The 23,294-nt window shown below is 63.8% G+C and carries 23 protein-coding genes; 2 read left to right on the top strand and 21 right to left on the bottom strand.

The features are described 5' to 3' along the window. Window positions 1–2: 2 nt before the first annotated feature. From K5554_RS03630 to K5554_RS03600, 7 genes are all read right to left on the bottom strand, one after another. Window positions 3–695, bottom strand: a complete 693-nt coding sequence (locus K5554_RS03630) for a response regulator (protein ID WP_221039784.1) — start codon at window positions 693–695, stop codon at window positions 3–5. Window positions 696–896: 201 nt separating this feature from the next. After that, the gene (locus K5554_RS03625; protein ID WP_221039783.1) at window positions 897–1,784 is read right to left on the bottom strand and encodes a hypothetical protein; all 888 of its coding nucleotides are present in this window, start codon (window positions 1,782–1,784) and stop codon (window positions 897–899) included. A gap of 52 nt (window positions 1,785–1,836) precedes the next feature. Further along, window positions 1,837–2,937, bottom strand: a complete 1,101-nt coding sequence (locus tag K5554_RS03620; RefSeq protein WP_221039782.1) for an NHL repeat-containing protein — start codon at window positions 2,935–2,937, stop codon at window positions 1,837–1,839. A 96-nt stretch (window positions 2,938–3,033) separates the two neighbouring features. Then, entirely contained in the window at window positions 3,034–4,728 is a 1,695-nt protein-coding gene (locus K5554_RS03615) for a GerMN domain-containing protein (RefSeq protein WP_221039781.1), read from the bottom strand. 101 nt (window positions 4,729–4,829) lie between these two features. Then, window positions 4,830–5,897, bottom strand: coding sequence for a GerMN domain-containing protein (locus K5554_RS03610; protein WP_221039780.1), 1,068 nt, complete (start codon window positions 5,895–5,897; stop codon window positions 4,830–4,832). A gap of 113 nt (window positions 5,898–6,010) precedes the next feature. After that, window positions 6,011–7,747 (bottom strand): ATP-binding protein, encoded by a 1,737-nt coding sequence (locus K5554_RS03605; RefSeq protein ID WP_221039779.1) that lies wholly within the window; start codon window positions 7,745–7,747, stop codon window positions 6,011–6,013. A 2-nt stretch (window positions 7,748–7,749) separates the two neighbouring features. Continuing rightward, window positions 7,750–8,436 carry a response regulator transcription factor gene (locus K5554_RS03600; RefSeq protein WP_221039778.1) on the bottom strand — a complete coding sequence of 229 codons (687 nt, stop codon included), beginning with the start codon at window positions 8,434–8,436 and terminating at the stop codon, window positions 7,750–7,752. A gap of 369 nt (window positions 8,437–8,805) precedes the next feature. On the opposite strand from K5554_RS03600, the gene K5554_RS03595 reads away from it, so the two are divergent. Then, window positions 8,806–9,543: a polysaccharide deacetylase family protein gene (locus K5554_RS03595; protein ID WP_221039777.1), complete on the top strand. Its 738-nt coding sequence runs from the start codon at window positions 8,806–8,808 to the stop codon at window positions 9,541–9,543. 69 nt (window positions 9,544–9,612) lie between these two features. Here K5554_RS03595 and K5554_RS03590 read toward each other — a convergent pair whose 3' ends face one another. From K5554_RS03590 to speE, 4 genes are all read right to left on the bottom strand, one after another. Then, entirely contained in the window at window positions 9,613–10,428 is an 816-nt protein-coding gene (locus K5554_RS03590; protein ID WP_221039776.1) for a protein-glutamate O-methyltransferase CheR, read from the bottom strand. A 58-nt stretch (window positions 10,429–10,486) separates the two neighbouring features. Then, window positions 10,487–11,896, bottom strand: a complete 1,410-nt coding sequence (locus K5554_RS03585) for a M23 family metallopeptidase (protein ID WP_221039775.1) — start codon at window positions 11,894–11,896, stop codon at window positions 10,487–10,489. Between the two features lie 161 nt (window positions 11,897–12,057). Then, window positions 12,058–12,930 carry an agmatinase gene (gene speB / locus K5554_RS03580; RefSeq protein ID WP_221039774.1) on the bottom strand — a complete coding sequence of 291 codons (873 nt, stop codon included), beginning with the start codon at window positions 12,928–12,930 and terminating at the stop codon, window positions 12,058–12,060. An 11-nt stretch (window positions 12,931–12,941) separates the two neighbouring features. After that, complete coding sequence (gene speE / locus K5554_RS03575; RefSeq protein ID WP_221039773.1) at window positions 12,942–13,790, bottom strand: polyamine aminopropyltransferase; 849 nt, start codon at window positions 13,788–13,790, stop codon at window positions 12,942–12,944. A gap of 295 nt (window positions 13,791–14,085) precedes the next feature. On the opposite strand from speE, the gene K5554_RS03570 reads away from it, so the two are divergent. Then, window positions 14,086–14,322 carry a hypothetical protein gene (locus K5554_RS03570; protein ID WP_221039772.1) on the top strand — a complete coding sequence of 79 codons (237 nt, stop codon included), beginning with the start codon at window positions 14,086–14,088 and terminating at the stop codon, window positions 14,320–14,322. 218 nt (window positions 14,323–14,540) lie between these two features. Here the strand turns inward: K5554_RS03570 and K5554_RS03565 are convergent, their stop codons facing one another. The 10 genes from K5554_RS03565 to K5554_RS03520 all read right to left on the bottom strand — a co-directional run bounded on the left by K5554_RS03565 (window position 14,541) and on the right by K5554_RS03520 (window position 23,293). Further along, entirely contained in the window at window positions 14,541–15,170 is a 630-nt protein-coding gene (locus tag K5554_RS03565; RefSeq protein WP_221039771.1) for a response regulator, read from the bottom strand. Beyond that, on the bottom strand, window positions 15,145–16,524 hold the full coding sequence (locus tag K5554_RS03560; protein WP_221039770.1) for a HAMP domain-containing sensor histidine kinase: 1,380 nt from the start codon (window positions 16,522–16,524) through the stop codon (window positions 15,145–15,147). Before K5554_RS03560 ends, K5554_RS03565 begins: the two co-directional genes overlap by 26 nt. Continuing rightward, a complete protein-coding gene (gene pgsW / locus K5554_RS03555) occupies window positions 16,521–17,609 on the bottom strand; it encodes a poly-gamma-glutamate system protein (protein WP_221039769.1) in 1,089 nt (362 codons plus the stop codon). Before pgsW ends, K5554_RS03560 begins: the two co-directional genes overlap by 4 nt. Before the next feature lie 4 nt (window positions 17,610–17,613). Continuing rightward, the gene (gene pgsC / locus K5554_RS03550; RefSeq protein ID WP_221039768.1) at window positions 17,614–18,033 is read right to left on the bottom strand and encodes a poly-gamma-glutamate biosynthesis protein PgsC; all 420 of its coding nucleotides are present in this window, start codon (window positions 18,031–18,033) and stop codon (window positions 17,614–17,616) included. Next, window positions 17,984–19,186, bottom strand: coding sequence for a poly-gamma-glutamate synthase PgsB (gene pgsB / locus K5554_RS03545; RefSeq protein WP_221039767.1), 1,203 nt, complete (start codon window positions 19,184–19,186; stop codon window positions 17,984–17,986). Before pgsB ends, pgsC begins: the two co-directional genes overlap by 50 nt. A gap of 65 nt (window positions 19,187–19,251) precedes the next feature. After that, window positions 19,252–20,016 carry a succinylglutamate desuccinylase/aspartoacylase family protein gene (locus tag K5554_RS03540; RefSeq protein WP_221039766.1) on the bottom strand — a complete coding sequence of 255 codons (765 nt, stop codon included), beginning with the start codon at window positions 20,014–20,016 and terminating at the stop codon, window positions 19,252–19,254. Further along, complete coding sequence (locus K5554_RS03535) at window positions 20,016–21,014, bottom strand: succinylglutamate desuccinylase/aspartoacylase family protein (protein ID WP_221039765.1); 999 nt, start codon at window positions 21,012–21,014, stop codon at window positions 20,016–20,018. Before K5554_RS03535 ends, K5554_RS03540 begins: the two co-directional genes overlap by 1 nt. A 150-nt stretch (window positions 21,015–21,164) precedes the next feature. Further along, a complete protein-coding gene (locus tag K5554_RS03530; RefSeq protein ID WP_221039764.1) occupies window positions 21,165–21,314 on the bottom strand; it encodes a hypothetical protein in 150 nt (49 codons plus the stop codon). Window positions 21,315–21,326: 12 nt separating this feature from the next. Beyond that, window positions 21,327–22,598 carry a TRAP transporter large permease subunit gene (locus tag K5554_RS03525; RefSeq protein WP_221039763.1) on the bottom strand — a complete coding sequence of 424 codons (1,272 nt, stop codon included), beginning with the start codon at window positions 22,596–22,598 and terminating at the stop codon, window positions 21,327–21,329. A 62-nt stretch (window positions 22,599–22,660) separates the two neighbouring features. Beyond that, window positions 22,661–23,293, bottom strand: coding sequence for a DUF6305 family protein (locus K5554_RS03520; RefSeq protein ID WP_221039762.1), 633 nt, complete (start codon window positions 23,291–23,293; stop codon window positions 22,661–22,663). Between the last annotated feature and the right edge of the window lies 1 nt (window position 23,294).

Here is a 23,294-nt window from a genome sequence, read left to right as displayed (position 1 = left end):
ACTTACTGCCCCCTAAAAAAGTACCCGATACCGCGCTTAGTCTGCACGTAGGTAGGGTTGCCCGGGTCGTCTTCCAGCTTTTCACGCAGGCGGCGCACGGTGACATCCACGGTGCGGATGTCGCCGTAATAGTCGTAGCCCCACACCTTCTCGAGCAGGGTCTCGCGTGAGAAGACTCGGCCGGGCGAGAGCGCCAGGAACTTGAGGAGCTCAAATTCACGCAGCGTCAGCCCGATGTTTTCGCCCCGCTTGGTAACCTCGTAGCGGGTAAGGTCCAGGGTAAGGTCGCCAAAGGTGAGCACCGAGCCGTGCCCTTCGTCGCCGCGATAGGACTGGGCGCGGCGCAGCAGCGCCCGCACCCGGGCCAGGAGCTCGCGCGGGCTGAAGGGTTTGGTGACGTAGTCGTCGGCGCCGAGTTCAAGGCCGAGGACCTTGTCGGTCTCTTCGTCCTTGGCGGTGAGCATGATGATGGGCACGGTGGAGTGCTGGCGCAGGCGCTGGCAGACCGCCCAGCCGTCCAGCTTGGGAAGCATGATATCGAGGATGATCAGGTCGGGCTTGAAGCTGGCCGCCTTGGCCAGGGCCGCTTCACCGTCGAAGGCGACTTCGACCTGGTAGCCGTCTTTTTTCAGGTTGAACTCCAAGATGTCGGCGATGGGTTCTTCGTCGTCCACCACCAGGATCTTCTCCGGCATCTTCTCACCCCTCTCAAAAAGAAAATTCGGCCCCGCCGGGCCGAAATCCTTCCGGGCACCTCACCAGCTGTTCTCAAAAGCCCATCTGCAGCCCGGGAACCCTTCGGCCCCCGCTTGCCTTCGCCCGCCTGCGCTATCCGTCGGGGTCGGGTTTCAGCGCCGAACAGAGGATAGGTTTATTTACTCAGTCAGGCACCCCGGCTACTTTCCCGCGCCCGCGAGCCAGGTCTGCCAGCCGGCGGCCAAGGCCGCCGGCGAGGTGATGCCCGCGGCGGCGAGGGCCTCAGGGAAGCCGGCGCCATCGCCGAGGGCGGCGATGATTTTTTTCAGGCCTGCTTCGCCGCGGCTGGCGGCCAGGTACTGCACCAGCGAGAGGGCCTGGCGGTAGGCCAGGCTCTGGTTGGGCAGGTCGCTGAAGCGCTCCAGGTCGGCCAGGGAGTAGAGCTCGCCCGTGAAGTCCGCCGCCGGGTCGTCCCAGAGGACCCCGCCGTGGCGCAGCTCTTCGTACTGCGCCAAGCCTTCGCTGAACCAGCGCGGGTAGTTGCCGCACGTTTTGTAGTCCAGCACCAGGTGGGTGAACTCATGCGCCATGGGCCCCATGGTGAGGAACACCCGGCCGATCTCCGCCGGGTCTTTGCCCTCCACCCAGGCCTTGGGGGAAAGGACACGGATGGCACCGCCCCAGTAAACCCCCATGGCGCTCTCCTGGGCCGACCAACCGAAGCTGGCGTTAAGCTCCTTGCGGGTGGGGTAGATGACCACCGTGGTGCGGCCGGGCGGGGCGTAGGCCAAATCTTTGGTCACCGGCGCGTACGCCGCTTCGGCGGCCTGCAGTACCAGGGGAGCAACGTCCCTATCCTGGGGCAGGAACTTCACGACGAAATGCTCGCCGGTGAGGGTCTGCCAGCTGCGAACCCGGTGCAGGAGGTCGGCCTGGGCGGCGGCGCGGGCCAGCTGGTAGGTGAGCGGCCTGAGCCAGCCGGTCTGGCAAAAGACCAGGAGCAGAACGAGGCCGAAGCAGATGACGGCCAGCAGGGAGCGGGGAATCAGCCCGCGCCCGGCCGGCCCGGAAACTATTCTCATTGTCACGGTATTCCCCTCCCCCTAGACTGTCATCCGAAAGAGCATGTTGCAGGCTCAATCATTTCTTCTCTGTGTCGGCCGTCGGTGGTACCAGGCGCAGCTTGAGGACACGCTTGTTGCCGGCGTCCACCACGTACACACTGCCGTCCGGCGCGACGGCCAAGGGCCCGGGCTGATCGAACTCCGCCGTCGGCAGGCCCTTTAAGCGGTACATGGCCTTCAGCTTCTCATCCGCGCTGAAGAGCTGCAGGCGGTTGTTGTAGGTGTCGGCCACCAGGATGTCGCCGGAGGCGGTAAGGGCGATGCCCGCCGGGGTGTGCATGAGCTCGCCGGGGCCTTTGCCGATGGGGCCGAAGTCGCGCGCAGCCTTCTTGTCCACCTGCCCATCCCGTTGCGGCAGGATGAGGATCTTGCCGGTGCCGTTGGCCCCGTGGGCCACGAAGAGGGTGCCGTCCTTCCCGGTGCCGTCCCGGCCCACGGCCAGCGCGTCCGGCCAGGCGAAGGGCGCCACGTCCACGTCGCCTTCCAGGGTGCTCTTTACCTCCCACACCTTACGGCCGTCCGGAGCGAACTTCACCAGAGCGTGCGGCGAGATGTCGTAATTGGCGCCGCTCACGCCGACGTAGATGTTGCCGTCTTTATCCACGGCCAGGGCGCTCAAGGGCTCGTCGTAGCCGTCCTGCAGGCTGAAGTAAGGAGCGAACTCGTCCCTGCCGCCCACCTGGGCCAGGGGTTTGCCGTCCGGGCTGAATTTTTCCACCCGGGAATTGCCGTCGTCCAGCACGTAGAGGTTACCGGCGCCGTCCACGGCCAGGTCGCGCGGGTGGACGAACTGTCCCAGGCCGCCGCCTTCGCCGCCGATGACCTTAGGTGTTGCCTTGAGATCGCCGCCGGGGAACTCCAGCACCACCTGTTTGGCGGCATCGCTCACATAGAGGTCGCCGGCCGCGTTAACCGCCACGCCGGCCGGGTTGCTCAGGGGCTCCCCGCTTAAGGCAGCCAAAAGCTCCACCCGGCCGTAACCCTCGCTGTCGAGGGGTGCCGCAGCGGCAGGCGGCGGGGGCGCCGCCTCCGGTTTCGATCCCGCCCCGAGGCTGCAGCCGCCGACTGAAAGTGCAACAAGGAGCAGGGTTACTGTCAGACAAGAGATGAAACGCATGGACCCGGCCTCCTTCATAAGTTCTGGCCTTCGCTCTTACGTGGGCGACACACCTTGCGTACCGCGCAAAGTATTGCGCCCGCCACTCGACCGGCTTCACAGCCGCCCCGGCGGGGTTTTCGCCTTGTCTTGCGGCGCAGGAGCCGGCCAGGACAGCGAGCTGAGCCGGCCGATGTAGAGCCACTGCACCGGATTGGAGAGGAGCTGGTGGCGGCGGAAGATGACCTCCGGCGCGCCGTCGCCGTCCACATCCCCGAAGCCCAGCACCTGCTCACCGCTGGCCCCGACCAGGCCCTGTTGCTGCCAGCCATCCGCAGCAGCGCGCAAGAAGACATAACTGCCCGGGTTGTTGCCGGCCACCAGCAGGGTGGGGTAACCGCCGCCGGCGGGCCAAATGAAGGCCTCCCGCCCCAGTACCTGCCCGCCGGCCGGCGGACCCTGCCACAGCTTGCTGAACCCGCCCCTCTGCCAGCTATACACATAGAGGGAGGGTGCCGCTTCGTCGCGCACCACCAGGTCGGCATGCCCGTCGCCGTTCACATCGCCGGCCAGCACCGTAGCCAGCGCACCCCCGGCGGCCGGGTTGCTGCCCAGCTCCACATAGGCCGCTCCCTGCCACCCAAACACGGTGACGCCCCGGCGCGCAAAGGCCAGGATTTCATCGCGGCCGTCGCCGTTTACGTCGGCCGGCAGCAGGCGCAGGAAGGAAAAGGCCTCTTCACGGCGGCGCAGGTACGTCTCGCCGTTCCACTCCCAGATGACAATGCGACCGCCGGCCAGCTCTTCGCCGGCGCCATCCACCCGGCCGAAGAGCGCCAGGATTTCCGCCCGCCCGTTGCCATCGGTATCGCCCACGGCCAAGTCCTGGATGTTCCCCGATACCCCCTGCCAGCCCAGCTGGACGTACCCGTCACCGCCCCAGCCAAAGATGAAGATCCCTTCTTCCGCCGCAACCACCAGGTCTTTACGGCTGCCGGCGCGGGTGGCGGCCAGGACCACCCGCGGCGCGGAACTGAACTTGCGTTCCCAAACGCTAGCGAAGCCGCCCGCTTCCCGGTCCCAAATGCCGACCCGCTTACCGGCGGTGAGCACCAGCTCGTCGGCACCGTCGCCGTCGGTGTCTCCCAAGGCCAGGGCGTCGGGAAAACCCTCACGCAGCGCCAGGCGCTCTTCACTTTTCACCCAGGCATTCCAGGGCAGGGCGCGCGCCGCCGGACCCACCAGCCGGGCGGCCAGTTGGGTGTAAAGGGATGGGGCGATGCGGCGCGGCTTCAGGGGTTGTGCCAGGTCCACGACACCGGCGCCGATGGTCCGGAGCGGGCTTCCCTCCAGGAGAAACTGCACCCCCCGCACCGTGGGGAACTCGCCCAGGGTGTTGACCACCGAATAGATGGTATCGACCTCGCTGGCCACCCCACCCCAGTGGTTGTCCCGAAACTCGCGCGAAAAGTCCACGTAGGCGATGCCGTCCAGGATGGCAATATCCCGGAGCTGGGTACCGGGCGGCAGCACGTTTACTTCGCCTGCGGTGCCCAGGTAACCCTTGAGGAGCTCTTGCAGCGCCGCCCGGGCCACAGCCCGCGTAGCCGGCACTTCCCGGGTCACCACGTGGTCGCTGCCGCTATAGACAAAATGGAGCTTCAGTTTGACGGTTTTTGTCTCGTCGGGTGGGGCGGGCGGCGAACCTGGAGAAGGGGCGGGGTGCGGGCGGCCTGCCCCGCCCGCCCAGGCCAGGGCCGCTGCAGCAACAAGGGCCAGAACCAGCAGAGCGATCTTCGTTCCCCGCCGCACCGCACCCGCCTCCTTTCCCTGTGACTTACCCGCCTCTTTCCCAGTCCGAGGTCAGGCTCTTTGGGAGTTCCCCTCGGGCGCTCTGCGGTCCCTAGAGGTGCTTAAGATCCAAGGATGTTCAGTGGTCCCGGCGCAATAGGACGGTCGAGGATCACGTGGCCGCCGATGGTCGCGCCGCGCTGTCCTTCGATGAGGATCTCCACCTGCTCGACACCGGGAACGGCGCCCAAAGAATGGACGATGGCCTCGATGGTAAGGCGCTCGCCGGCACTGCCGCCCCAGTGCTTATCCCTGAGTTCCTTGGAGAAGTCCACGGTGAGAAGACCGTCCTTCAGCTTGATGCCCCTCAGGCGCGTCCCCTCCGGGATCACCCGGCCGAGCCCGGAATCCTTCTCCGGCCCACGGATGAGCTCCTCCACCACGGTGCGGGCGACCGCCGGCGTCTTGGGCACGTCGCGCGTAATCGGTACCAGGAACAAGTTCTGGGGACCGGGGAAGTACAGGGTCACCGGCATGGTGCCCGCCCCGGCGGCCGGGGTACCGCTGAAGGCGACGCGGTTGACAGAGGGCGGCGGGATAAGCGGCCGGCGCGTTTCTACGTGTCCGGCCAAGGTCTCTACCACCCGGCCCTTCACCTCAACCTGCACGCGTCTGATGAGGGGGAACTGGGTCAGCGTGAGGGTCAGGCCGTCGAGCGCCCAGGTCTCGCGCGTGCTGCCGAACTTGGTGGTGTCCAGGCTGGTGAAATCAACCGTCGCTGTGCCGTCTTGGATGCGCAGGGCGGCCTTGGTTCCCGCCGGCCAGAGCGAGACGGTGGCCCCGCTTTTGTCAGGCCAGGCGAGGAGGAGTGCCAATGCCTGCTGCGGCATATCCTCGGGATGCGGTGCCTCCACCGTCACCGGTACCAGGTACATAAGGTCGGGCGTGGTACCCCAGAGGCGGAAGTAGAGGCGCCCGCCGCCGACATCCGTGCCGGGGCCTGGTTGGGGCGCCGCCGGCGCAGCGACCGGCGCAACCGGAGGTGCCTGTTCCGGGTTCGGGGCCGGCGCCTCGGCCTGTCCGGCCGGAGACTCGGGAGGGGGCGGGGTCTCAGCCGGTGCCGTGCACCCGGTCACTACAAGGCTGAGGCTGACGAGGGCCGCCAGGAGAAAAAGCCCGTATCGCGGCATGGGTCTCCCTCCTTGTTGTAACGCCCGACGCCTCGGCCGGGCGTTCCATCTCCATTCTATGCCCCAGCCCTTACAGAAGAATTAGTAAAAGGTAACGAATGGTTACGAACTCGTTACAGGTGCGGCAGCCGGATGGTGAACTCGCTCCCGGCCCCCGGCTCGCTCCTTACCTTTACCTCGCCCCCGTGCTCCGCCACGATGGCCTGGACGATGGCGAGGCCGAGCCCGGTGCCGCCCAAGGCCCGGGAGCGCGCCTTGTCCACCCGGTAAAAGCGCTCAAAGATGTGCGGCAGGTCGGCGGCGGGGATGCCCACGCCGGTGTCGCGCACACTCACGCACACGCGCTTTTCCTCGGCCCAGGCCTTCACCTCCACCCTTCCCCCCGCCGGCGTGTACTTGATGGCGTTGTCCAAAAGGTTGAGCAGCACCTGCTGGATGCGGTCCGGGTCGCAGAGCACGCGCGGCAGGGCGGCAGGAAGCTCCGTGCCGAGCTTAAGCCCGGCGCTCTCGGCGCGCGGGAGCAGCTGTTCCACCACCTGCGAGATGAGCCCGGTTAAGTCCAGCGCCTTGAGATCCAGGCTGATCTCGCGGGCATCGATCTTGGAAAGGTCCATAATATCGGCCACCAGGCGGGAGAGGCGGTCCGTCTCCTGCTCGATGACGCGGGCGTAACGGGCGGCGTCCGAATCCGGCGGCAGATCGTCCTGCAGCGTTACGGCAAAGCCCTTGATGGAAGTGAGCGGGGTGCGCAGCTCGTGGGAGACGTTGGCCAAAAACTCCAGGCGGGCCGCCTCCAGCCGCTTGAGGTCAGTGATATCGCGCAGCACGGCCACGACGCCCGTCCCGCCGGGGCCGCCCTGCCAGGGCGTCACCTGGGCGCGGTAGACGGCGCTCTGGCCGGGAAGCGTCACCTCCGCCACCTGGGGCCAGGCGCTCGTAAGGCCGGCGCTGAGCACCCGTCCCAGCCCGGACTCCGCCACCGCCGCCGGCAGCGGCGCACCAATGAGTTCCTCTTCTTTGCGGCCCAGGGTGCGCGCCAAGGCCGGGTTCACCAGGACCACCCGGCTGCTCCGGTCCACCGCCAGGAGCAGGTCCCCCATGCCGGCCAGCACCGTGGTAAGCTTTTGCTGCTCCGCCTCAATCGCCTTGAGGGTAGCGCTCAGGCGTTCTGTCAAGTAGTTAAAAGCCCGCGACAGCTCTTCCACCTCCGCCGGGGGCTGAGGGGTGAGACGGGGCGAAAAGTCGCCGCTGGCGAGCCGGCGCGCCACCGCGGTAACCGCCGCCAGCGGCCGGGTGATGCTGCGCGCCAGGAAGGAACCGGCCACCAGCGCCACGGCCAGGGCCGCCAGCGCGCTCAAGAGGATGAGGTTGCGGGCCACGGCCAGGGTCTCATCGGCAGCAGCCAGGGAGGACGACAGGTACACCAGGCCGACGGTGCCGCCCTGCACCCGAAGCGGCGCCGCCACGTAGAGCACGCGGCTGCCGCCGGCCCGGGCGACCTGGCTCACCACCTCGCCGGCCAGCGCCCGCTCCACCAGGGGCCCGCCGATGGTCTGCCCCATGGCCCGCTCCTCCGGCCAGCGCGAGTCGCCTACCACGGTGCCGTTCACATCGAGAATCTGCACGCGGGCGTCCACATCCTGGCTGAACCGGCGCGCCAGGGCGTTGCCTAAAAAAGAGAGTTCGGCGTAATGCGAGAAAACGCGCGCGTGCGCCTCCAGCTTGGCCCGGCTCTCTTCCAGGTAGTAGCGGTTCAAAGACTCGAGGAGAAAGGTCCCTAGGAGGCTGACCGTCACAAAAAGAAGCACGGCGTAACTGAGCGTGAGGCGCCCGCGGATGGTGCGCAGCATGGCTAAAACTCCCGGAACTTGTAGCCGACGCCCCAAACGGTAAGGATGTGGGTGGGCGAGCTCGGGTCTTCCTCCACCTTTTCGCGCAGGCGGCGGATGTGCACGTCCACCGTTTTGGAGTCACCGAAGAAGTCGTAGCCCCAGAGCCGCTCCAGCAGCGTCTCGCGGGAAAAGACGCGGCCCGGGTTATTCATCAGGAGCTCTAAGAGTTCGAACTCCTTGGGCGTCAGGTCCACCAGGCGGCCGCCGGCCGTCACCTGGTGCCGGTCCAGGTCGAGCTGCAGGCGGCCGCGCGCGATGACGCGGCCGTCCATTTTGCCGGAGCGATCCACCCGGCGGAGGATGGCCTTGATGCGGGCCACCAGCTCGCGCGGGTTGAAGGGCTTGGTTATATAGTCGTCGGCGCCCAGCTCCAGGCCCAGGATCTTGTCGATGTCTTCGTCCCGGGCGGTGAGCATGATGATGGGCGTGGACGAGGTGCGCCGGAGCTCGCGGCAGACCTCGAAGCCGTCGCGGCCGGGCAGCATCACGTCGAGGACGATGAGGTCCGGGCGTTCAGAGGTGGCCAAGGCCAAAGCGGTGTCGCCGTCGCCGGCGCTGAGGACGGTAAAGCCCGCCTTCTCCAGGTTGATGCGCACAAACTCCACAATGGTAGCCTCATCGTCCACCACCAGGATTTTTTCCGCCACCGCTTCCACCTCCCCTACCCAAAAGTATAGCGGCCCGGACGGGCCGCTTCAATGGAAGGTTCTGACAGAGCTTCACTCAAGGGCAAAGCTGCCGCTCCCCGCCGGGATCTGCCTTCGGCCCCAGACCACACAAAAAAAGAAGCGCGGCCGTACCGCGCTATCTGAGAGGGGGTTCAAAGGTTTTCGCTTGGGTTCGTTTACATCGTACCACGTCACGGTTACATGCCCATTACACCTTTTTTACGGGCCCATTACATTCTGGGGCAGGGTCCGGCCGCGCGCCGCTAGTCTAAAGCGGCTGCCGAGTACATATGGTGAAACGAAGACAAGGACGCGGCAGAAAGGAGCCGCCCGAAGGGAGGAAGATCCGTGCGCGTCTTTTTCTGGCGTTTACCTTCTCAGCGCCTGCGCCGCGGGCTGCTGGCGGCCGTGTTGGGGCTCACCCTGGTGGGCCTGGCCTTTTACTCCCTGCAAGGGGTGAGGGAGCTTTTGCCTGCCAGTACCGGTCGCACCAACCCCGTCTTTCAGGTGGACACCCCCAAACCCCTGGTGGCCCTCACGGTGAACGTGGCCTGGGGCGAGGAGTACCTGCCCGACCTTTTGGCGGCGCTTAAGGCGGGCGAGGCCAAAGCCACGTTCTTTATGGTGGGCGACTGGGTGCGACAGTTTCCGGCGCTCACCAAGGACATCGCCGCCGGCGGCCACGAGCTGGGCAACCACACCTGGTACCATCCCCACCCCACGCAAATAAGCGAAGCCGAGCTCAAAGAAGAGCTCCAGCGCACGGCGGACCTGCTGGAAAAGCTGACGCAGAAAAAACCGGCTCTCTTTGCGCCGCCCTACGGGGAGTGGGATGAACGGGTGGTAAGCACAGCCGGGGAGCTGGGCTACCCGACCATCATGTGGAGCCTGGACACGGTGGACTGGGAGCGGCCGCCGGCGGAGGTGATTGTGGAGCGGGTGCTGGCGGGCATCCAGCCTGGGGGCATTGTGCTCATGCACCCGACCCAGCCTACGGTGGAGGCGCTCCCGCAAATCCTCAAGGGGCTCAAGAAGAAGGGGCTGCAGCCGGTGACGGTGAGCGAGCTCCTGGCCGCCGGGCGGTAGGCAGCACGCCTGGGATCCCGCTCGCTGTGAAAACCGCGGCGCCCCGCGGAAACTCCCTGTGGGGCGCTTTTAGCGCGTTATCCCCAAGGCCTGGCCGTCCGTCCGCTGGTAAAAGAACGGCGCGACGGAGCGCAGGCCGTAGCGCTGGGGCTGGAAGATCTGTTCGGTGGCGCCGGTGAAGAGGATGCCGCCCGGGCGCAGGGCCTGAGCAAAGCGGAGGTAAAGGGTTTCCTTCGCCTCTTCCGTAAAATAGATCACCACGTTGCGGCAGAGGATGAGGTCCAACCCCTGGGGATACGGGTCGCGCAGCAGGTCGTGGCGCTGAAAGCGCACCCGGGCCCTGAGTGACGGGCGTACGGTGAAAAAGTCCCCTTCCTGGGTGAAGTAGCGCCGCCTTAGATCCAGAGGAACGTTTTTTAGGCGGGCCGCAGGGTAGCGGCCCGCCTCTGCTTCTTTCAGCACTTCGGCGTCGATGTCGGTGGCCAGGACCGGCAGGTCCTGCCCGGGCACGTTCTCGGCCAAGAGGATGGCCAGGGAATAAGGCTCTTCGCCGGCGGCGCAGCCGGCGCTCCAGGCTTTGAGCTGTGGTCGGCCGCCCGCCGGGGCGGCGCCCGCCAAGAGCTCCGGGAGAAAACGCTCCCTAAGCTCGGCGAAGCGCTCCGGGTTGCGAAAGAGCTCGGAGACGTTGATGGTGATGCGCTCCAGGAACTGGCGGTAGGCCGCCGGGTCGTGGCTTAACAGGCGCAGGTAGGAGACGAAATCGCTCAGGCCGTGGCTGGCCATGAGCGTGGTGATCCGCCGCAGCATCTGTCGTTCCTTATAGGCGTTAAGGTCAATCCCTGTGCGCTTCAGGATAGCCGCCTTGAACTCCGGCCAGCCCTCCATGCTGTTCCCCTCCCTGAAACCAAGGCATGGGGCCAGGTGTCCCCCTGACCCCATGCGCCTATTGGTGCTTAAAGTACGCGAGCGGGTTCTTTTTCGCCCCGCCCTGCATGGTTTCAAAGTGCAGGTGGGACCCCGTACTCCGGCCGGTGGAACCAACCAGGCCGATGGTCTTGCCTTTGGTCACCTTCTGGCCCTCCCGGACAAAGATCTGGGAAAGGTGACCGTACAGGGTGGCGCTGCCATTGCCGTGCGTGATGATGATGCACTTGCCGTACCCACCGTTCCACCCGGCCAGGCTGACCACACCGCTGTCGGCCGCCAGCACCGGTGTACCGGTTGGGGCGGCAATATCAACTCCTTGGTGAAACTCGCCTCCGCGCTGCCCGAAGCGGGACGTAACCACGCCGCCGCCACGGCTGAGCGGCCAGATGTAACGGCCTGTGCCGACGACGGCCGGCTCACGCGTCCCCACCGCCACCACCTGCGTCACGGGCTCTTTTTCCACCACAGCGGTTACGACCTGTTCTTGGCGCACCTGCCCGTTTTCCCGTACCAGGGCGTAGGTCACCTTTTTACTGCCCGCCTCTCCGGGCGTCTTGACCTTCTTTTCATACGTGTAGAGGCTGCTGTCCTTCACCGTTTCTACGGCGAAAGGGATGGCCTCGGATACGGTTTTCTCTTCCTGGGTAACCACGGTGACGTACGGCCTGGGCACCACCAGATTGAGCTTCTGTCCCAGCTGCAACCGCTCGGTCACGCCGGGGTTGGCCTGCTGCAGATCGGCCACGTGCAGGTCGTGCGCCCGGGCGATGCTCCAGAGCGAATCCCCGGCCTTCACTTCGTAGACGCGGGTTTCGTCCGTCCCGCGCAGCAGATAGGCCGCGGCTTCCTCAACGCTGCGCACCTGATCGGCTTTTATCAGCTGCGGGGTAAAGGTTACGTCTTCTTTGAGCGCGACCTTCTTAAGCACTGCGCCCGGCGCGGGCGGAAAGGCGGCCTTCACCCTGGTTACAACAGCGCGCGCTTCCTCCTCACTGCCCACGGCCACCACCGGCCGCCCGGCCACGGAAATCTGCCAGGCTTCGCGCAGCTTGAGGAGGGAGCAGGCCAGCTTTTCTTTCATGTCTTCTGTGGGGGTCAGCTTCACCTTGTAGCGCGGCACCGGGCTGTAACTCACCCGCGCCGCCGCCCCCGGCCCGGCCCCATCGCGCGCCAGGATCTCGTTCACCGCGGCGGCCGTAGCCTCCCGGTCACCCGTCCAGCCGATTACCTGGCCGTCCACGCTCACCGCCCAGGCTTTCTGCGTCAGGGGCAGGGCGGTGGCAAACGCAGCAAGGAGCAGGACAAGGGCGGCCCCCGCCGCCAGGCGCCGGCGCCCGCGCAGGCGCACGCCCGGCACTGCCGCCGGCAGTTTCACCTGCTGCTTCAGACGTCCCAGCACCGTTTGAGCTTTTCGTCTCCAGGGCACCGCACCACCTCCGTTAACCATCTTGTAACTGACAACTTGTGATTAAGTATCTTCGACGCGGCCCAGTATATTCCTGCTCAAGCAAGGGATGATTTTCCTGCCATTATGTGACAGCAGGCACAGCGTTCGGGAGGAGGGAGCCGATTTTTGTCGGTGGAGATTCAGGCGGCCCAGAAAAGGAGCAGCTCCCGCACCAGCAGGGCGGCCAGGGCGGCCGTACGCTCGCTCGGGTCGAAGGGCGGGCAGGCCTCAACGATGTCCACCCCTACCAAGTGCAGGCCCTTAAGCAGGCTGAGGGCCGCCAAAGCCTCGCGCACGCCGATGCCGCCGGGTTCGGGGGTCCCGACACCGGGCGCGAAGGCCGGGTCAAACACGTCCAGATCAATTGTAAGGTAGAGCGGCCGCCCGTTGAGCTCGGCACGCACCCGGTGGAGCGGGTCGGCCAGGTCGCCGGGGAAAAAATGCGTATGGGTGCGCGCATACTTGAGCTCCTCCCGCGTGGCAGAGCGAATGCCGAACTGATACAAGCGCTCCGGCGGGAGAAAGGCGGCGATCTGCCGCATGACGGTGGCGTGCGACAGCTCTTCCCCCTCGTATTCCGGCCGCAGGTCGGCGTGGGCGTCGAACTGCAGGACCGTAAGGTCCGGGTACCGGGCCGCCAGGGCGCGCACCGCCGGCAGGGTGAGCAGGTGCTCACCGCCTAGAACAAACGGGATTTTTTCCTGCCGCACAAGCTCGCTCAGCGCCGCGCCGATGCGCTCCAGGGCGCGTCCCACGCCGCCGGCGGGCAGGGCCAGGTCGCCCAGGTCGGCAAAGGGCACTGTACTTAGATCGCGCTCTTGGTAAAGGCTGAACTCCTCCAGATCCCAAGAGGCCTGGCGGATAGCCGCTGGGCCGCGGCGCGTGCCGGGGCGGTAACTCACCGTAACGTCGAGCGGAGCACCGAGGAGCACCACGCGCGCCGGGGCCGGGTCGGCGCCCGCCGCGAGAAAACGGGGGCTGGCTGTAACAAGTCCTGCTGCTTTCTCTACCATGGCTGCGTTTCCTAGGCGAACGGGTCAGCAGGTTTTTCCAGGAGGTCGCCGACAAACCGGGGCAGGGTAAAGGCGGCGCGGTGCAGCTCGGGGGTGTAGTAACGGCAGCCCAGGTCCGGAATGCGGGCGGGATCGACGGTGAGCGGGTCGTGCTTTTTAGAGCCCAGGGTAAAGCTCCACAGCCACCCCGGGTAGGTGGGAACGGTGGCCAGGTAGAGACGCGCAATGGGGAAGGTGGCGCGGATCCCGGCGTAAATGCGCGGCAGGATGTCCTGGTTCGCCCAGGGCGACTCCGTCTGCGCCACAAAAAGCCCGTCCGGTTTCAGCGCCCGGGCCACGTCGGCGTAGAATTGCTTCCCAAACAGCCCCTCCGCCGGGCCGACCGGGTCGGAGGAGTCCACAATGATCACATCAAAGGCTCCTTCCTGCTCGGCCACAAACCTTATGCCGTCCGCGTAATGGACATGCACCCGTTTGTCGCTGAGGCCCGCACTGGTTTCCGGGAAGTATTCCCGCGCCGCCGCCACCACTTCCGGGTCGATCTCCACCAGATGGACCTCGTTCACTTCCTTATGTTTCAACGTCTCGCGCACGGTACCGCCGTCGCCGCCCCCGATCACGAGCACCTTTTGCGGGTCGGGATGCGTAAAAAGCGGAACGTGGGCGATCATCTCATGGTAAATGAACTCATCGCGCACGGTAAGCTGCACGGCGCCGTCCAGCACCAGGGTGCGCCCGTAGTTTTCTGTCTCAACCACCACCAGTTCTTGGTAGTCTGTCTTTTTGTGAGCGAGTACCCTTTTCACCCGGTAGTTCAGGCGTAGGTTCTGCTTGTGTTCTTCATAAAACCACACATCCACTCCGACCACCTCCGAGGGCTGGAATCGGTCCCGGCCGGCCCCCGGCCGGGGGGTGCCCAAGCTAAGCCCTATTATACCAGACGAGGAAGAAAAAAAACACCTCTCCACTCTCACCCCGGAAGTCCGGGACAGCCGTTGCTGCAAACGCGTGCAGCACCGAGCCGCGTCACGGACCTTACCTTTTCAGCTCCGGTCGCCCTGAACAAGGCCGGTAAGTTCCTGTGTAACCAACTTCTTGCCCGGTTCATACAATAGTAATGCCTGTGGCGCCTGACGAAGAAAGGAGGCTGGTACCGTGCCTGACGTCCCGGAAGCGCAGCAGTTCGCCCGGAGAAGGTTCGGCTTCTTTTTTATATTCCGGATCGCACCCGGTTTCTTCGTAGGCTTTATCCCCGGCGGCCGCCGCTTTTTCGCGGCCGATTACAACCCCTATGAATATTACGACGACGAGATGGTGATCCGACAGATGAGCGAGCAGGAGTACATGGTGCTCCGCCGCATCGGTGTCCCCGAGGTGCCGGTGATGATGTAGCGCCCGGCCTTTTCAGTGGGCACTCTTACAAAACCAGCTATTGAACAAGGTGCCTGCCTCCGGGGAGAATCCCGGGGGCAGGCACCACTTTGGGGGCCGCTCCTCTTCCAGGCGCTTCTCCCCTCCTGATGCTCCGCCGCATCGCTGTCCTCGATGTCGCGGTGATGCTGTAAGCACAGCCGAGGAGGCGGCCGGGCTGCCTCCTCGGTATTTGCACCTCAGTTCTTGCCAACAAGTGCGTACTCCTTGCGCGGCCGGCCTTGTTTCCCATAGTTGTAACGCACGTGCAGAACACCACTCTGCTCCAAGTAGCTGAGGTAGCGATGCGTGGTGGAATAACCCAGGTGCAAGGCTTGGGCCGCCTCATCAATGGCAAAGAACGACGGTCGGGTCCGGGCAAAGGCGACCAGCAGGTCGAGCGTTTCCTGGTTCATACCTTTTTCCACGTAGGGTTTCACGCTGCTCTGGACCTTTTGTTTCAGGCGGGCCACCTCGAGGTTGAGGTTCACCCGCGAGATCAGGTCTGGCGCCTTGATGGGTTTCAGGGCGTAGTCCGCCGCTCCCTGGCGGTGAAACTGCTCCGCCAGCGTCTGGTCTTCTTCCACTGTAAGGACCACCACCGGAACGTCGGGAGCCGCACGGTGTATCTCAGGCAAGGCTGCCAGCCCGTTCTGAAAAGGAAGGTGATAATCGAGCAAGATGAGATCGGCGCGAAAATCACGCAGGATTCTTAGCCCACCGGCTACATCAGCACAAGCCTTGACAAGCCAACCGGCATATGCGCCGATAGCCCCTATGGTGAAGCAAATGTTTTCATCGTCGTCAATCACCAGAATGTGCACCGGCACTCTCTTTCACCCCCGGAAGGTCAACTATTGCTGTCGTTCCCTTTCCGGCGTTGCAGCTCAAAGTCAGGTATCCGCCATGAGTCTCGATGACTTCACGAGCAAACGGAAGGCCCAACCCTGTGGAGCCTTTGGTGCTGAAGCCCGGCGCAAACACACGATCCTGGTCGGGCTCGCCTAAGCCGCTGCCGTTGTCCGTAATACTTATCCGCACACCGCCGCCAGGCTTTGAGAGCGCCCGAATTGTTATCCGGCCTTCGCCCTGGGGCACGGCCTGCAGCGAATTTTCCAAAAGGTTAGCCAGAGCACGCGCCAGGCGGATCCGGTTCCCTGCCACTCTGGGCAGGCCAGGCTCCACCTTGAGCTCAATTGTACACGCCCCCTGCTGGGTCGACACCTGTGCAATTACGTACTTGAGCAGCTCCTCAACCTCCAGAGGTTGACGACGCTTTTCCACCAACAGATCGGAAACCATGTTGTTCATGGCATCGATGGCCTTATTCATGCGGGCGAAGACCGCCCCAAGGTCCGTTCCTCTTTCTCCGGCGGCCCAGGTGAGTTCAAGGACACTGCTCAGTCCTTGGATAGCCGTCAGCGGTGTCTTTAGGTCGTGCACCAGACTTTGGATTTCGCGCAGGCTTTTGGCCTCTAGTGCTGCGATGCGCATCCGTTCCAGTTCCCGCTCGCGCTCGCGATCCAAGCGCTCCCGCTCGATTTCCCGGTGGTGGGCCACAAGAAGTTGCACCAACAGAAAAGCCATGGTCAAGATGACGACAAGAAAGGTGCAGCCCAGAAAGTTGAGGACTTCCTGCGAGCCGAGGAAATCCGCCACGGCCTTTATTTCGTGGGAGATCTCACCGCGGCCTGAACGGAAGCTGTCGAACGCCGGCATGACGTCCAGCCACTGCACACCAAAAAGAACCAGCAACACGATCAGCGCGCGGTTCATAATTCCTGGGACGTCGCGACGCATGGCGCTGAGAAGCAGCATTCCCACAATGGTGACCACCGCCGGGGTACCGAGGTCATAAGTTACACCATGAAGTAGGTAAATGCTGTGATAGACGAAAGGAAGAATGATGAGTGGGGCGGCTGCGCTGAACAGGCTACCGTATCGCCCGCCCAGAACGTAAAGCTCGTCCGCGACCAGAAAAGTACCCAGGTAGTGGGGTACGCCGCGCAGCGTGTTGATGAGAACCAGCTTGGCCGCGACGAGAATGAGCAACCCCTGGTGGGCTGTCTCTATGGCCCGATAGAGGTCCGGAATAATGCCGAAAAGATGGATGGGCAGCAGTGTCGGGCCAAGAATGCCGAGCACAATAAGCGCTGCGCCCAGGAACAGGCGTCGCTTGTTCACCGCGCAGCCTCCTTTGCACCCACCCAAGCCACCACACCGGTCAAGAAACTCAGCAGCAGCACACCGGCCCAGCGCAGCGCGACCGGAACCGCGCGCTCGTAAATACCGCCCTGCCCCGGTTCGGGCAAGGGCACCGGGTCAACGGGCAGACCATAGCGCAGGGCAAGGCTTCGTACATCGAGGAGGTTCAGCACCGGCACCCCGCGGCGCAAAAAAGTGTGAGCATTCCCCTCTCCTGCCTTAGGTAACCCCAATAAAACGCCGCCTGGGTTCAGCCCGCCGGCAATACGCTCGCTGGCCGGATAAACGCCGAGGCTGGCCGCATTACCGCCCACGTTAACATACGCCTTGATCGGTTGCCTGCCGGCGGCGTGCGTGTAAAAATCCAGGCGTGTCTGCAGCTGCTCGGGCCAGCTGTTTGCCTTCAGCAGAGGAAACCCGCTGCGCCTGGCCGCGGCCTGGGCAGCTGCCAGGCCGGCTGCGGAAAATCCATGGCCTAGGTCTTCGCCGCCCCCTAAGGTAACAGCCGTCGGTACGTCCGCCAATACGTGGGCGCGGATGAGCAGGCGCTCCAGATCCGGCCACGTCAAGGTGGGCAGGTTGGCCCCCCAGGAAGAGGCCCCGACCGAGGAGATAACAATGAGCCTTAGGCGCAGTGCCTGTCCAGCCGCCATGGTGGCGATGTTAAGACCAGGAAAAGACCCGGAAAAAGAAGCCGCCACCGTATCCCCGGGCCGGACGCCCGCCTCCCAGAGCAAACGCACGATGAGGGCGGCAAAGTTCGGATTGGTGGCAGTCCGCTTGGCGCTCAGGTTCCCCAGGGTGGTCGTGATGACACTGGTCTCCGCGCCGATTAAACCCGTGGCGTTCGGATCTTCCGGACCGGGCCGCCAACCGCTTCGGCGGCGTTCCAGGGCCACTTGTTGCGCGGCCCGCTTCATGGTGCCCGCCGCTTCCAGCATGGCAGCATGGGCCGGGTGCGGGCGTCGGACCGGCCGGCAGGTGTAGGCCCACACCAGTACATACGCCAGCAGGGCCGCGGCCGTAAGGACTGCAAGATAACGCTTCGAGAGCTGTATCAACATACGCTCAACCTCGTAGCGCCAGGGAAAAAGTATACACCAAGCAAGCAACCAGCAACGCGGCAGCCACCGTGGCCAGAACCCCTTGTCGCTCCATATCGCGCGCGATCAGGCCCGGGATAACATAACCCAGTGCCCGCCAGGGACCGGCCAGATTGAGGTGTAAGGCTGCGAGCACCCAGGTGAGGATGAGTCCCACAACCACGTAGCAGGCGAACTTGCGCCGGCCGTACAGGATGATTGCGTTACTCAAGAGCTTGACAACACCGAGGGTGGCCAGGCTCACCAAGAACGTCCCCCCGAGCCGCGCCGGTTGGGTGAGGTAGAGCGCCAAGTACCCCGGGACAATGATTCCGCCGGGACTTACGTTCAGAAGCTCATGCGCGGCTAAACTGAGGAGCACCCCCAAGCCAAAGGTGACTTCCATGCAGTACCTCCCCCTCCCGCTCCCACAGTTCGACCAGTTCCTGCCCTAAGCCCGCGATGTTACCGATACCCACCAGCGTCCCCGGGCCGGGACAGAGTGCCGCCATGACGTCGGCCGCGCTGCGCTGCGGCGGTAGGAGCAGGCGTTCCGGGGCGACGCCCCGCCAGACGGCCAGACGGGCAAAGAGCTTGCGCTGGGCCCCCAGCACCACCACCTGATCAACCTCGGCTCCGCCTACGAGGGTCGCGTACTGCAGGGTACGCTGCGGCCGGTCCGGCCGCAGGTTGACAAGATAAACCAGCGGCCCCGACGCCGGTGGCAGCGTGGACAAGACAGCGGCCGTGGAAACGGGATCGTTGGCTGCGAAGGCGTTAACACACAGCCAGGAACGGTCCTTGGCCGGCCAGCGGAAAACGCGCAGTACCCCTGGATCGGGCTGGGCCGCACACATACCCTGGTACGCAACCGCGGGCGGCACACCCAGATGCTGGCAGACAGCCAGCGCCAGGGCCAGGTTGTCCGGAAACATGCGATACGCGAAATCACGGACAAAGCCGGCCGGTGCGGTGCCGGAAGGAACAGCTACCAGCGTGCTCCCTCGCCGGTGCGCTTCGCGCTCCAGGATGCTCAGCATGTCCGCTTCCCCTTCCGCCGTGAATACGGTCGACCCGGTGGGGATAGTTCGCGCCAGGTTGCGCGCCACGTCGCTCAGCCTCGGCCCCATGACATCTAAATGGTCCGGGCGAACATTGGTGATAACGCCAACGGTTGCCCGCATGAATTCCGCCTCGCTCACCCGCTGCAACTCCGGTTGCACGGCCATGCACTCCACCACCAGCGTATCGGCTCCCAGCCGGGCTGCTTCCGCCACCACCGCCAGCTGTTCCCGGATATTAGCTGGTCCCCGCCGGGCAACAGCCTTTTCGCTCCCATCCGGGAGAATCAGGCGTGCGGCGGTGCCAGTGGTCTTAGCTACCACCCGGCGCCCGCCCGCTCGCAGTCCCGCGGCGATCAACCGGGTAACGGTGGATTTGCCGCGCGTTCCGTTAACATGCACTCGTACCGGGATCAGGGACAGATTGCGCCGGTGACGCTTCTTCTCCCCAATGCCGAGCATAATAAAACCAAGGAACATGCCGGCAAGGACAAGCATACCCCTGCCTCCACCCATCAGACTCTCTCGCAATGATTCGGCAAAATGATGGATATCCCTTCTACTTACTGCAGTAGTCCCAGGGTTTGAAGAGCTTGTTCAACCGCCAAACAGTGTTCTTTTACTCTTTGTTCCAGGGGATCGCGTTCGCTCGTTTCGATAATAAGGGCCGCGGCACCTTCAGCACCTAGCGCCGCGGTCAGGGAACCCTGGACCGGAGGACCCAATGGAGTAAACGCAGCTCCCGTGCCGGGCGGCGCGTTCAGGGCTTCTAGAACAGCCAAGGCGAGGGTTGCCGAGGCATCATTGGGATAGATGATCACCGACCGGCCTACACTCTCCTCCGCGTGTGCTGCGTAGTCGCGCCCCTCGTGCAGGTCTACTGCGGCGGCCACGTGCCAACTCTCCACCGCCGCAAGGAGAGCGCACGCCAACGCCCCCGCCCCCTGCCCGTTCGCTCCGGCGCTGAAGCTGCGGTTAAGATCGCCTTCGTAGGGCACCGCGCGTAAGCCCAGTTTAAGCGCGGGTGCGTTGGCAGCAGGCACAATGATCAGCCGCCCGCGCGCCAGCCGCCAGCGTCTTTTCGCCAGCCTGAGCGCGGCCAGGTGCCCTGCCGGCTCGTTGCCGTGGACGCCACCCACCACTAAAACCGTCGGCCCCGGCCCAGCACCTGTGAAGACGTAGGCCTGTGTTTGGTACTTGCCCGTGCCGATGACTTCTCTGGTCACCGGGGCAACGGGCGTGCCCACCTCAGCCATGCCACCGATACCGAGCAGTATACCGAGACCCAGGCAGACCAGTAGCCAGCGTATCTTCGCCCGGCCAGTCATTATCTCACCGGCTTGAGAAAGGCACCCACACCTTCCGCCATGAGCTCCGGCAGTTTAGGGATACCCTCGACGGCCATGTCCGCCCCCGGCTTGTACCGACCCAGCGCCTCCAGGTAAGCAGCCACAGCGGTCGTGTGGCGGCCCACCCGTTCTTCCAGTGGGTGTCCCTTCTCATCAAAGGGAACGAAAAGCCGCCCCAGCTTGGCCGCCTGAACGTACTCCTTGTCCTGCCCCTTGACCACCAAGGCTTCGTCGGTGCGCCCCCGCAAACGCCCCTGGGAGGGGTTGGCCGACTCCATGAGGATAGCCAGCGTGTCCGTATAATCGCCTAGTTCCCGGTGACTAAGGCCGTGGAAGTTCACCGGTGAGGGTTCCAGTCCCATCTCTATTCCTTCCACCTGCAGGTTCATGGTCACCTCCGCCGCCATGGGCATGGCGCGATCATGGGCCACCGTGGCATGGATAACCGGGTATTCCGGGGAAGCCTCGTGCAGGTCGATGGTGAGATCCACCTTTTCCACCTTGATAAGCTGGACGATGCCGTAAGCCACTTTTTCGGTCAGATTGCCATCCGGGCGGCCGGGATAGGCGCGGTTTAGATTCCGCACCTCGCTGCCGGAGAGCCTCTGCCCCGAAGCCGCATGAATATAGATATCGGGGTCCGGCCACTGGTCCACCGGGTTTGTCGCCCGCGATCCGAAGCGGAACCAACGCTCGCCGGAGGGCGTCTTTATGGTAAACTTCTGGGGGGTCCCTTCCTGCGGGTCGGTATGGGTAAAGCCGCTGTTGTTGGCGCGGGGGATAACGAGCAAGCGGCCCCGGGATGGTACCGCGTTTTCAATCAAGAGAACGGCTGCTAGAAAACCGGCCGGTTCATTCGGATGCGTACCGCCCAACACCAGTGCCGTTCCGCCCGCTTCTTTCCCGGCCAAAACGTACACCTCGGTATCGCCGGCCGTGCCTTTGAGACCCGGAAAGTAATCGCTCAGATGCTTCACCTCGGTAACACCAGGGCCTGGCACAATGGGCTCTGGGCGAAACATCTCCCGGAACGTGAAACCGCTGTTAAGGATCACAAATCCGGCTAATACCAGGAAGCCAAGAGCTGTCAGCTTTGAACCTTTGAGCCGCACGTCAACATCCCTTCCTCACTTGATCATCAGGAGGCGCAGAACCAAAGGAATGATCACCAGCGCTCCATTGGCCTGAAGCTTAAGGTCTTTCTCGCGCAGCATGTTGATGACCGTGGCCAAGAGTACCCCGCCGAGGATAACACGGTAGATCAGCGTCATCATCATTGCCCGCACCCCCTACAGCATCCATGCGGCCAGCGCGTTGGCTCCTAGAATTGCCGCCAGGCCGACAAGAACGATGGCGACAGAAGGTACAATGCATTTTCTGAGCACAGGAAAGTAGTTGTCCATTTCCAGTACCTGGGCGGCAAAGATACCTGCCAGAGCCGTGGGTGGGACCAGGTCACCCAAGGAAGCAATTAACGACAAGGCGGAACCGGTGATGACCTGGTTTTGACTGAGAAGCGCGAGGAGAAACGGCACCCCTAGAACGGAAGCAGAACCGAAAGAAGACACCGCCCCGAAGGCCGGCATGGCCAGGGCGATCCCCAGATAGAGCAAGAGAGACGGCAGACCAAGAACTCCTACCACTATCAAGCCCCGGACGCCGGTAAGGGTCATGGCCTGAATGAACATACCAACGCCCATGAGAATGCCCATGACCGGCAGAGCGTCGTGCACGGCGATCAGAGCTACCTTTGTGAAGTTGAGCCGTGGCTGCGCGAGAAAGCCGCTCAGGCTCGCAAGAAGGAAAGTGAGAGGAAGACCGGGATCGGGGACCAGGTGAGGCATCCATTTAGGTACTAACATTAGCAAGAGAAGGGCCCCCAGCGGTAAGATCGAGCGAACTCCCGTAGCACCTTGTTCGTTTCTGAGGCTGAGCGCCACCTCACGCATGCGTTCACTGTTGACGAAGCGCAGCCCCAGGTAAAGAGCCGTGAAAACAGCGAGTGGCATGGTTAACAGGAGAAGCGGTTTGGTAAAGCCCATGTACGGCATGTCGACGCCGGCACCGATGATCATGGCAGGGAGATTAACCGGCGGTGCAATCATCCCGAACAAAGCCGCCATAGCAATAAAGGCCGCCGCATCCACCTTGGGAAAACCCATGGACAGTAGGATAGGGGCCACGATAGCACCGGTGGTGAGCACCGAGGCAGTGGACGACCCGGTGATCATGCCGGGAAACATGCTGACCAGCATGAGGAACACCAGAAGAATGGTCGGGTGCTTATAGGCATGCACAAAGACACTTTGGGTGATGAACTGCAGGGCGCCACACTCCTGCACAACCTTCATGAAAACCATGGCAGTGGCAATAACGAGAACCGTATCCAGATAGCCGAACATGCCTTCAACCAAGTGTCGAACTGGAACACCAAACCCGGAAACGAGCGTTCCCGCTATTGCAGCTGCAACCATAGCCAGGCCGATCGGCAGCTTGGCCCAGAAGGATGATCCGATAAAGACCGCCAGCATTAGTAAAAACGCCAACAGCTCAACGCTCACTCGTCAATCCTCCCCGGCGGAGAGGCGCGGGCTCCTGGCCCGCGCCCTTCCTATTACCGTTTTCACTTGAACGCCTTTTTCAAGGGTTCTAGGCTGGCCGAGACATTAGGCACGAGTTCCAAAGGGATCTCCTTTGAAGCTGCAATCTGCGTAAACAGGCCATCCTTGTTGCCCTCTTCTACTACGATGAGCAGGTCCGCCTGCGGGGCGATTTCCTTGATAAAGCCATCCGAAAGAGCGCCGCGGCGTGCTTCGCCCCCAACATGCAGCGCTACCACTTTCAGATTCTCCGCTTTCGCCTTCGCGACCAGCGCTTTGGCGCGCGCCAGTTCGTCCTCCGCCTTGATTCCCGCAGCGCCTAAACCCTTGGAACTGCCGCCGATAACCGCCACCAGCGTTTTCGTGCCAGTTGGAATCTGTGCTTCCGTCGCCAAGGGATTAAACTCAAACTTTAGCGCAGCTTTGGTGGCCAATGCCTTCACCATCTGAGCGTCCGCACTCTGACCGATGGAGGTGATAAGGGCCGGCTGTTCAGCCATAGGACCACTTAATCGCTTCACCTCTTGCTGTGCAGACGGTGCCTTACCTCCGGGTACGCTCTCTTGCTTCGGTGCAGGTGAACTGCAACCAGCCGCAACTAGCATGAGGGCAAGCACCAGGGAGAAAAGAGTCACTGCTTTCCGGCGTACATACAAA

The sequence above is a fragment of the Gelria sp. Kuro-4 genome (assembly GCF_019668485.1).
GTDB lineage: Bacteria > Bacillota > DTU030 > DUMP01 > DUMP01 > DUMP01.
This window is presented reverse-complemented; position numbering and strand designations above follow the sequence as displayed.

What these genes read in the sequence shown, in the direction of transcription:
- K5554_RS03630 (WP_221039784.1), bottom strand. Translation starts at nt 695, where the DNA reads ATGCCGGAGAAGATCCTGGTGGTGGACGACGAAGAACCCATCGCCGAC.
- K5554_RS03620 (WP_221039782.1), bottom strand. Translation starts at nt 2,937, where the DNA reads ATGCGTTTCATCTCTTGTCTGACAGTAACCCTGCTCCTTGTTGCACTT.
- K5554_RS03610 (WP_221039780.1), bottom strand. Translation starts at nt 5,897, where the DNA reads ATGCCGCGATACGGGCTTTTTCTCCTGGCGGCCCTCGTCAGCCTCAGC.
- K5554_RS03605 (WP_221039779.1), bottom strand. Translation starts at nt 7,747, where the DNA reads ATGCTGCGCACCATCCGCGGGCGCCTCACGCTCAGTTACGCCGTGCTT.
- K5554_RS03590 (WP_221039776.1), bottom strand. Translation starts at nt 10,428, where the DNA reads ATGGAGGGCTGGCCGGAGTTCAAGGCGGCTATCCTGAAGCGCACAGGG.
- speB (WP_221039774.1), bottom strand. Translation starts at nt 12,930, where the DNA reads ATGGTAGAGAAAGCAGCAGGACTTGTTACAGCCAGCCCCCGTTTTCTC.
- pgsW (WP_221039769.1), bottom strand. Translation starts at nt 17,609, where the DNA reads ATGTTGATACAGCTCTCGAAGCGTTATCTTGCAGTCCTTACGGCCGCG.
- pgsC (WP_221039768.1), bottom strand. Translation starts at nt 18,033, where the DNA reads ATGGAAGTCACCTTTGGCTTGGGGGTGCTCCTCAGTTTAGCCGCGCAT.
- pgsB (WP_221039767.1), bottom strand. Translation starts at nt 19,186, where the DNA reads ATGCTTGTCCTTGCCGGCATGTTCCTTGGTTTTATTATGCTCGGCATT.
- K5554_RS03540 (WP_221039766.1), bottom strand. Translation starts at nt 20,016, where the DNA reads ATGACTGGCCGGGCGAAGATACGCTGGCTACTGGTCTGCCTGGGTCTC.
- K5554_RS03530 (WP_221039764.1), bottom strand. Translation starts at nt 21,314, where the DNA reads ATGATGATGACGCTGATCTACCGTGTTATCCTCGGCGGGGTACTCTTG.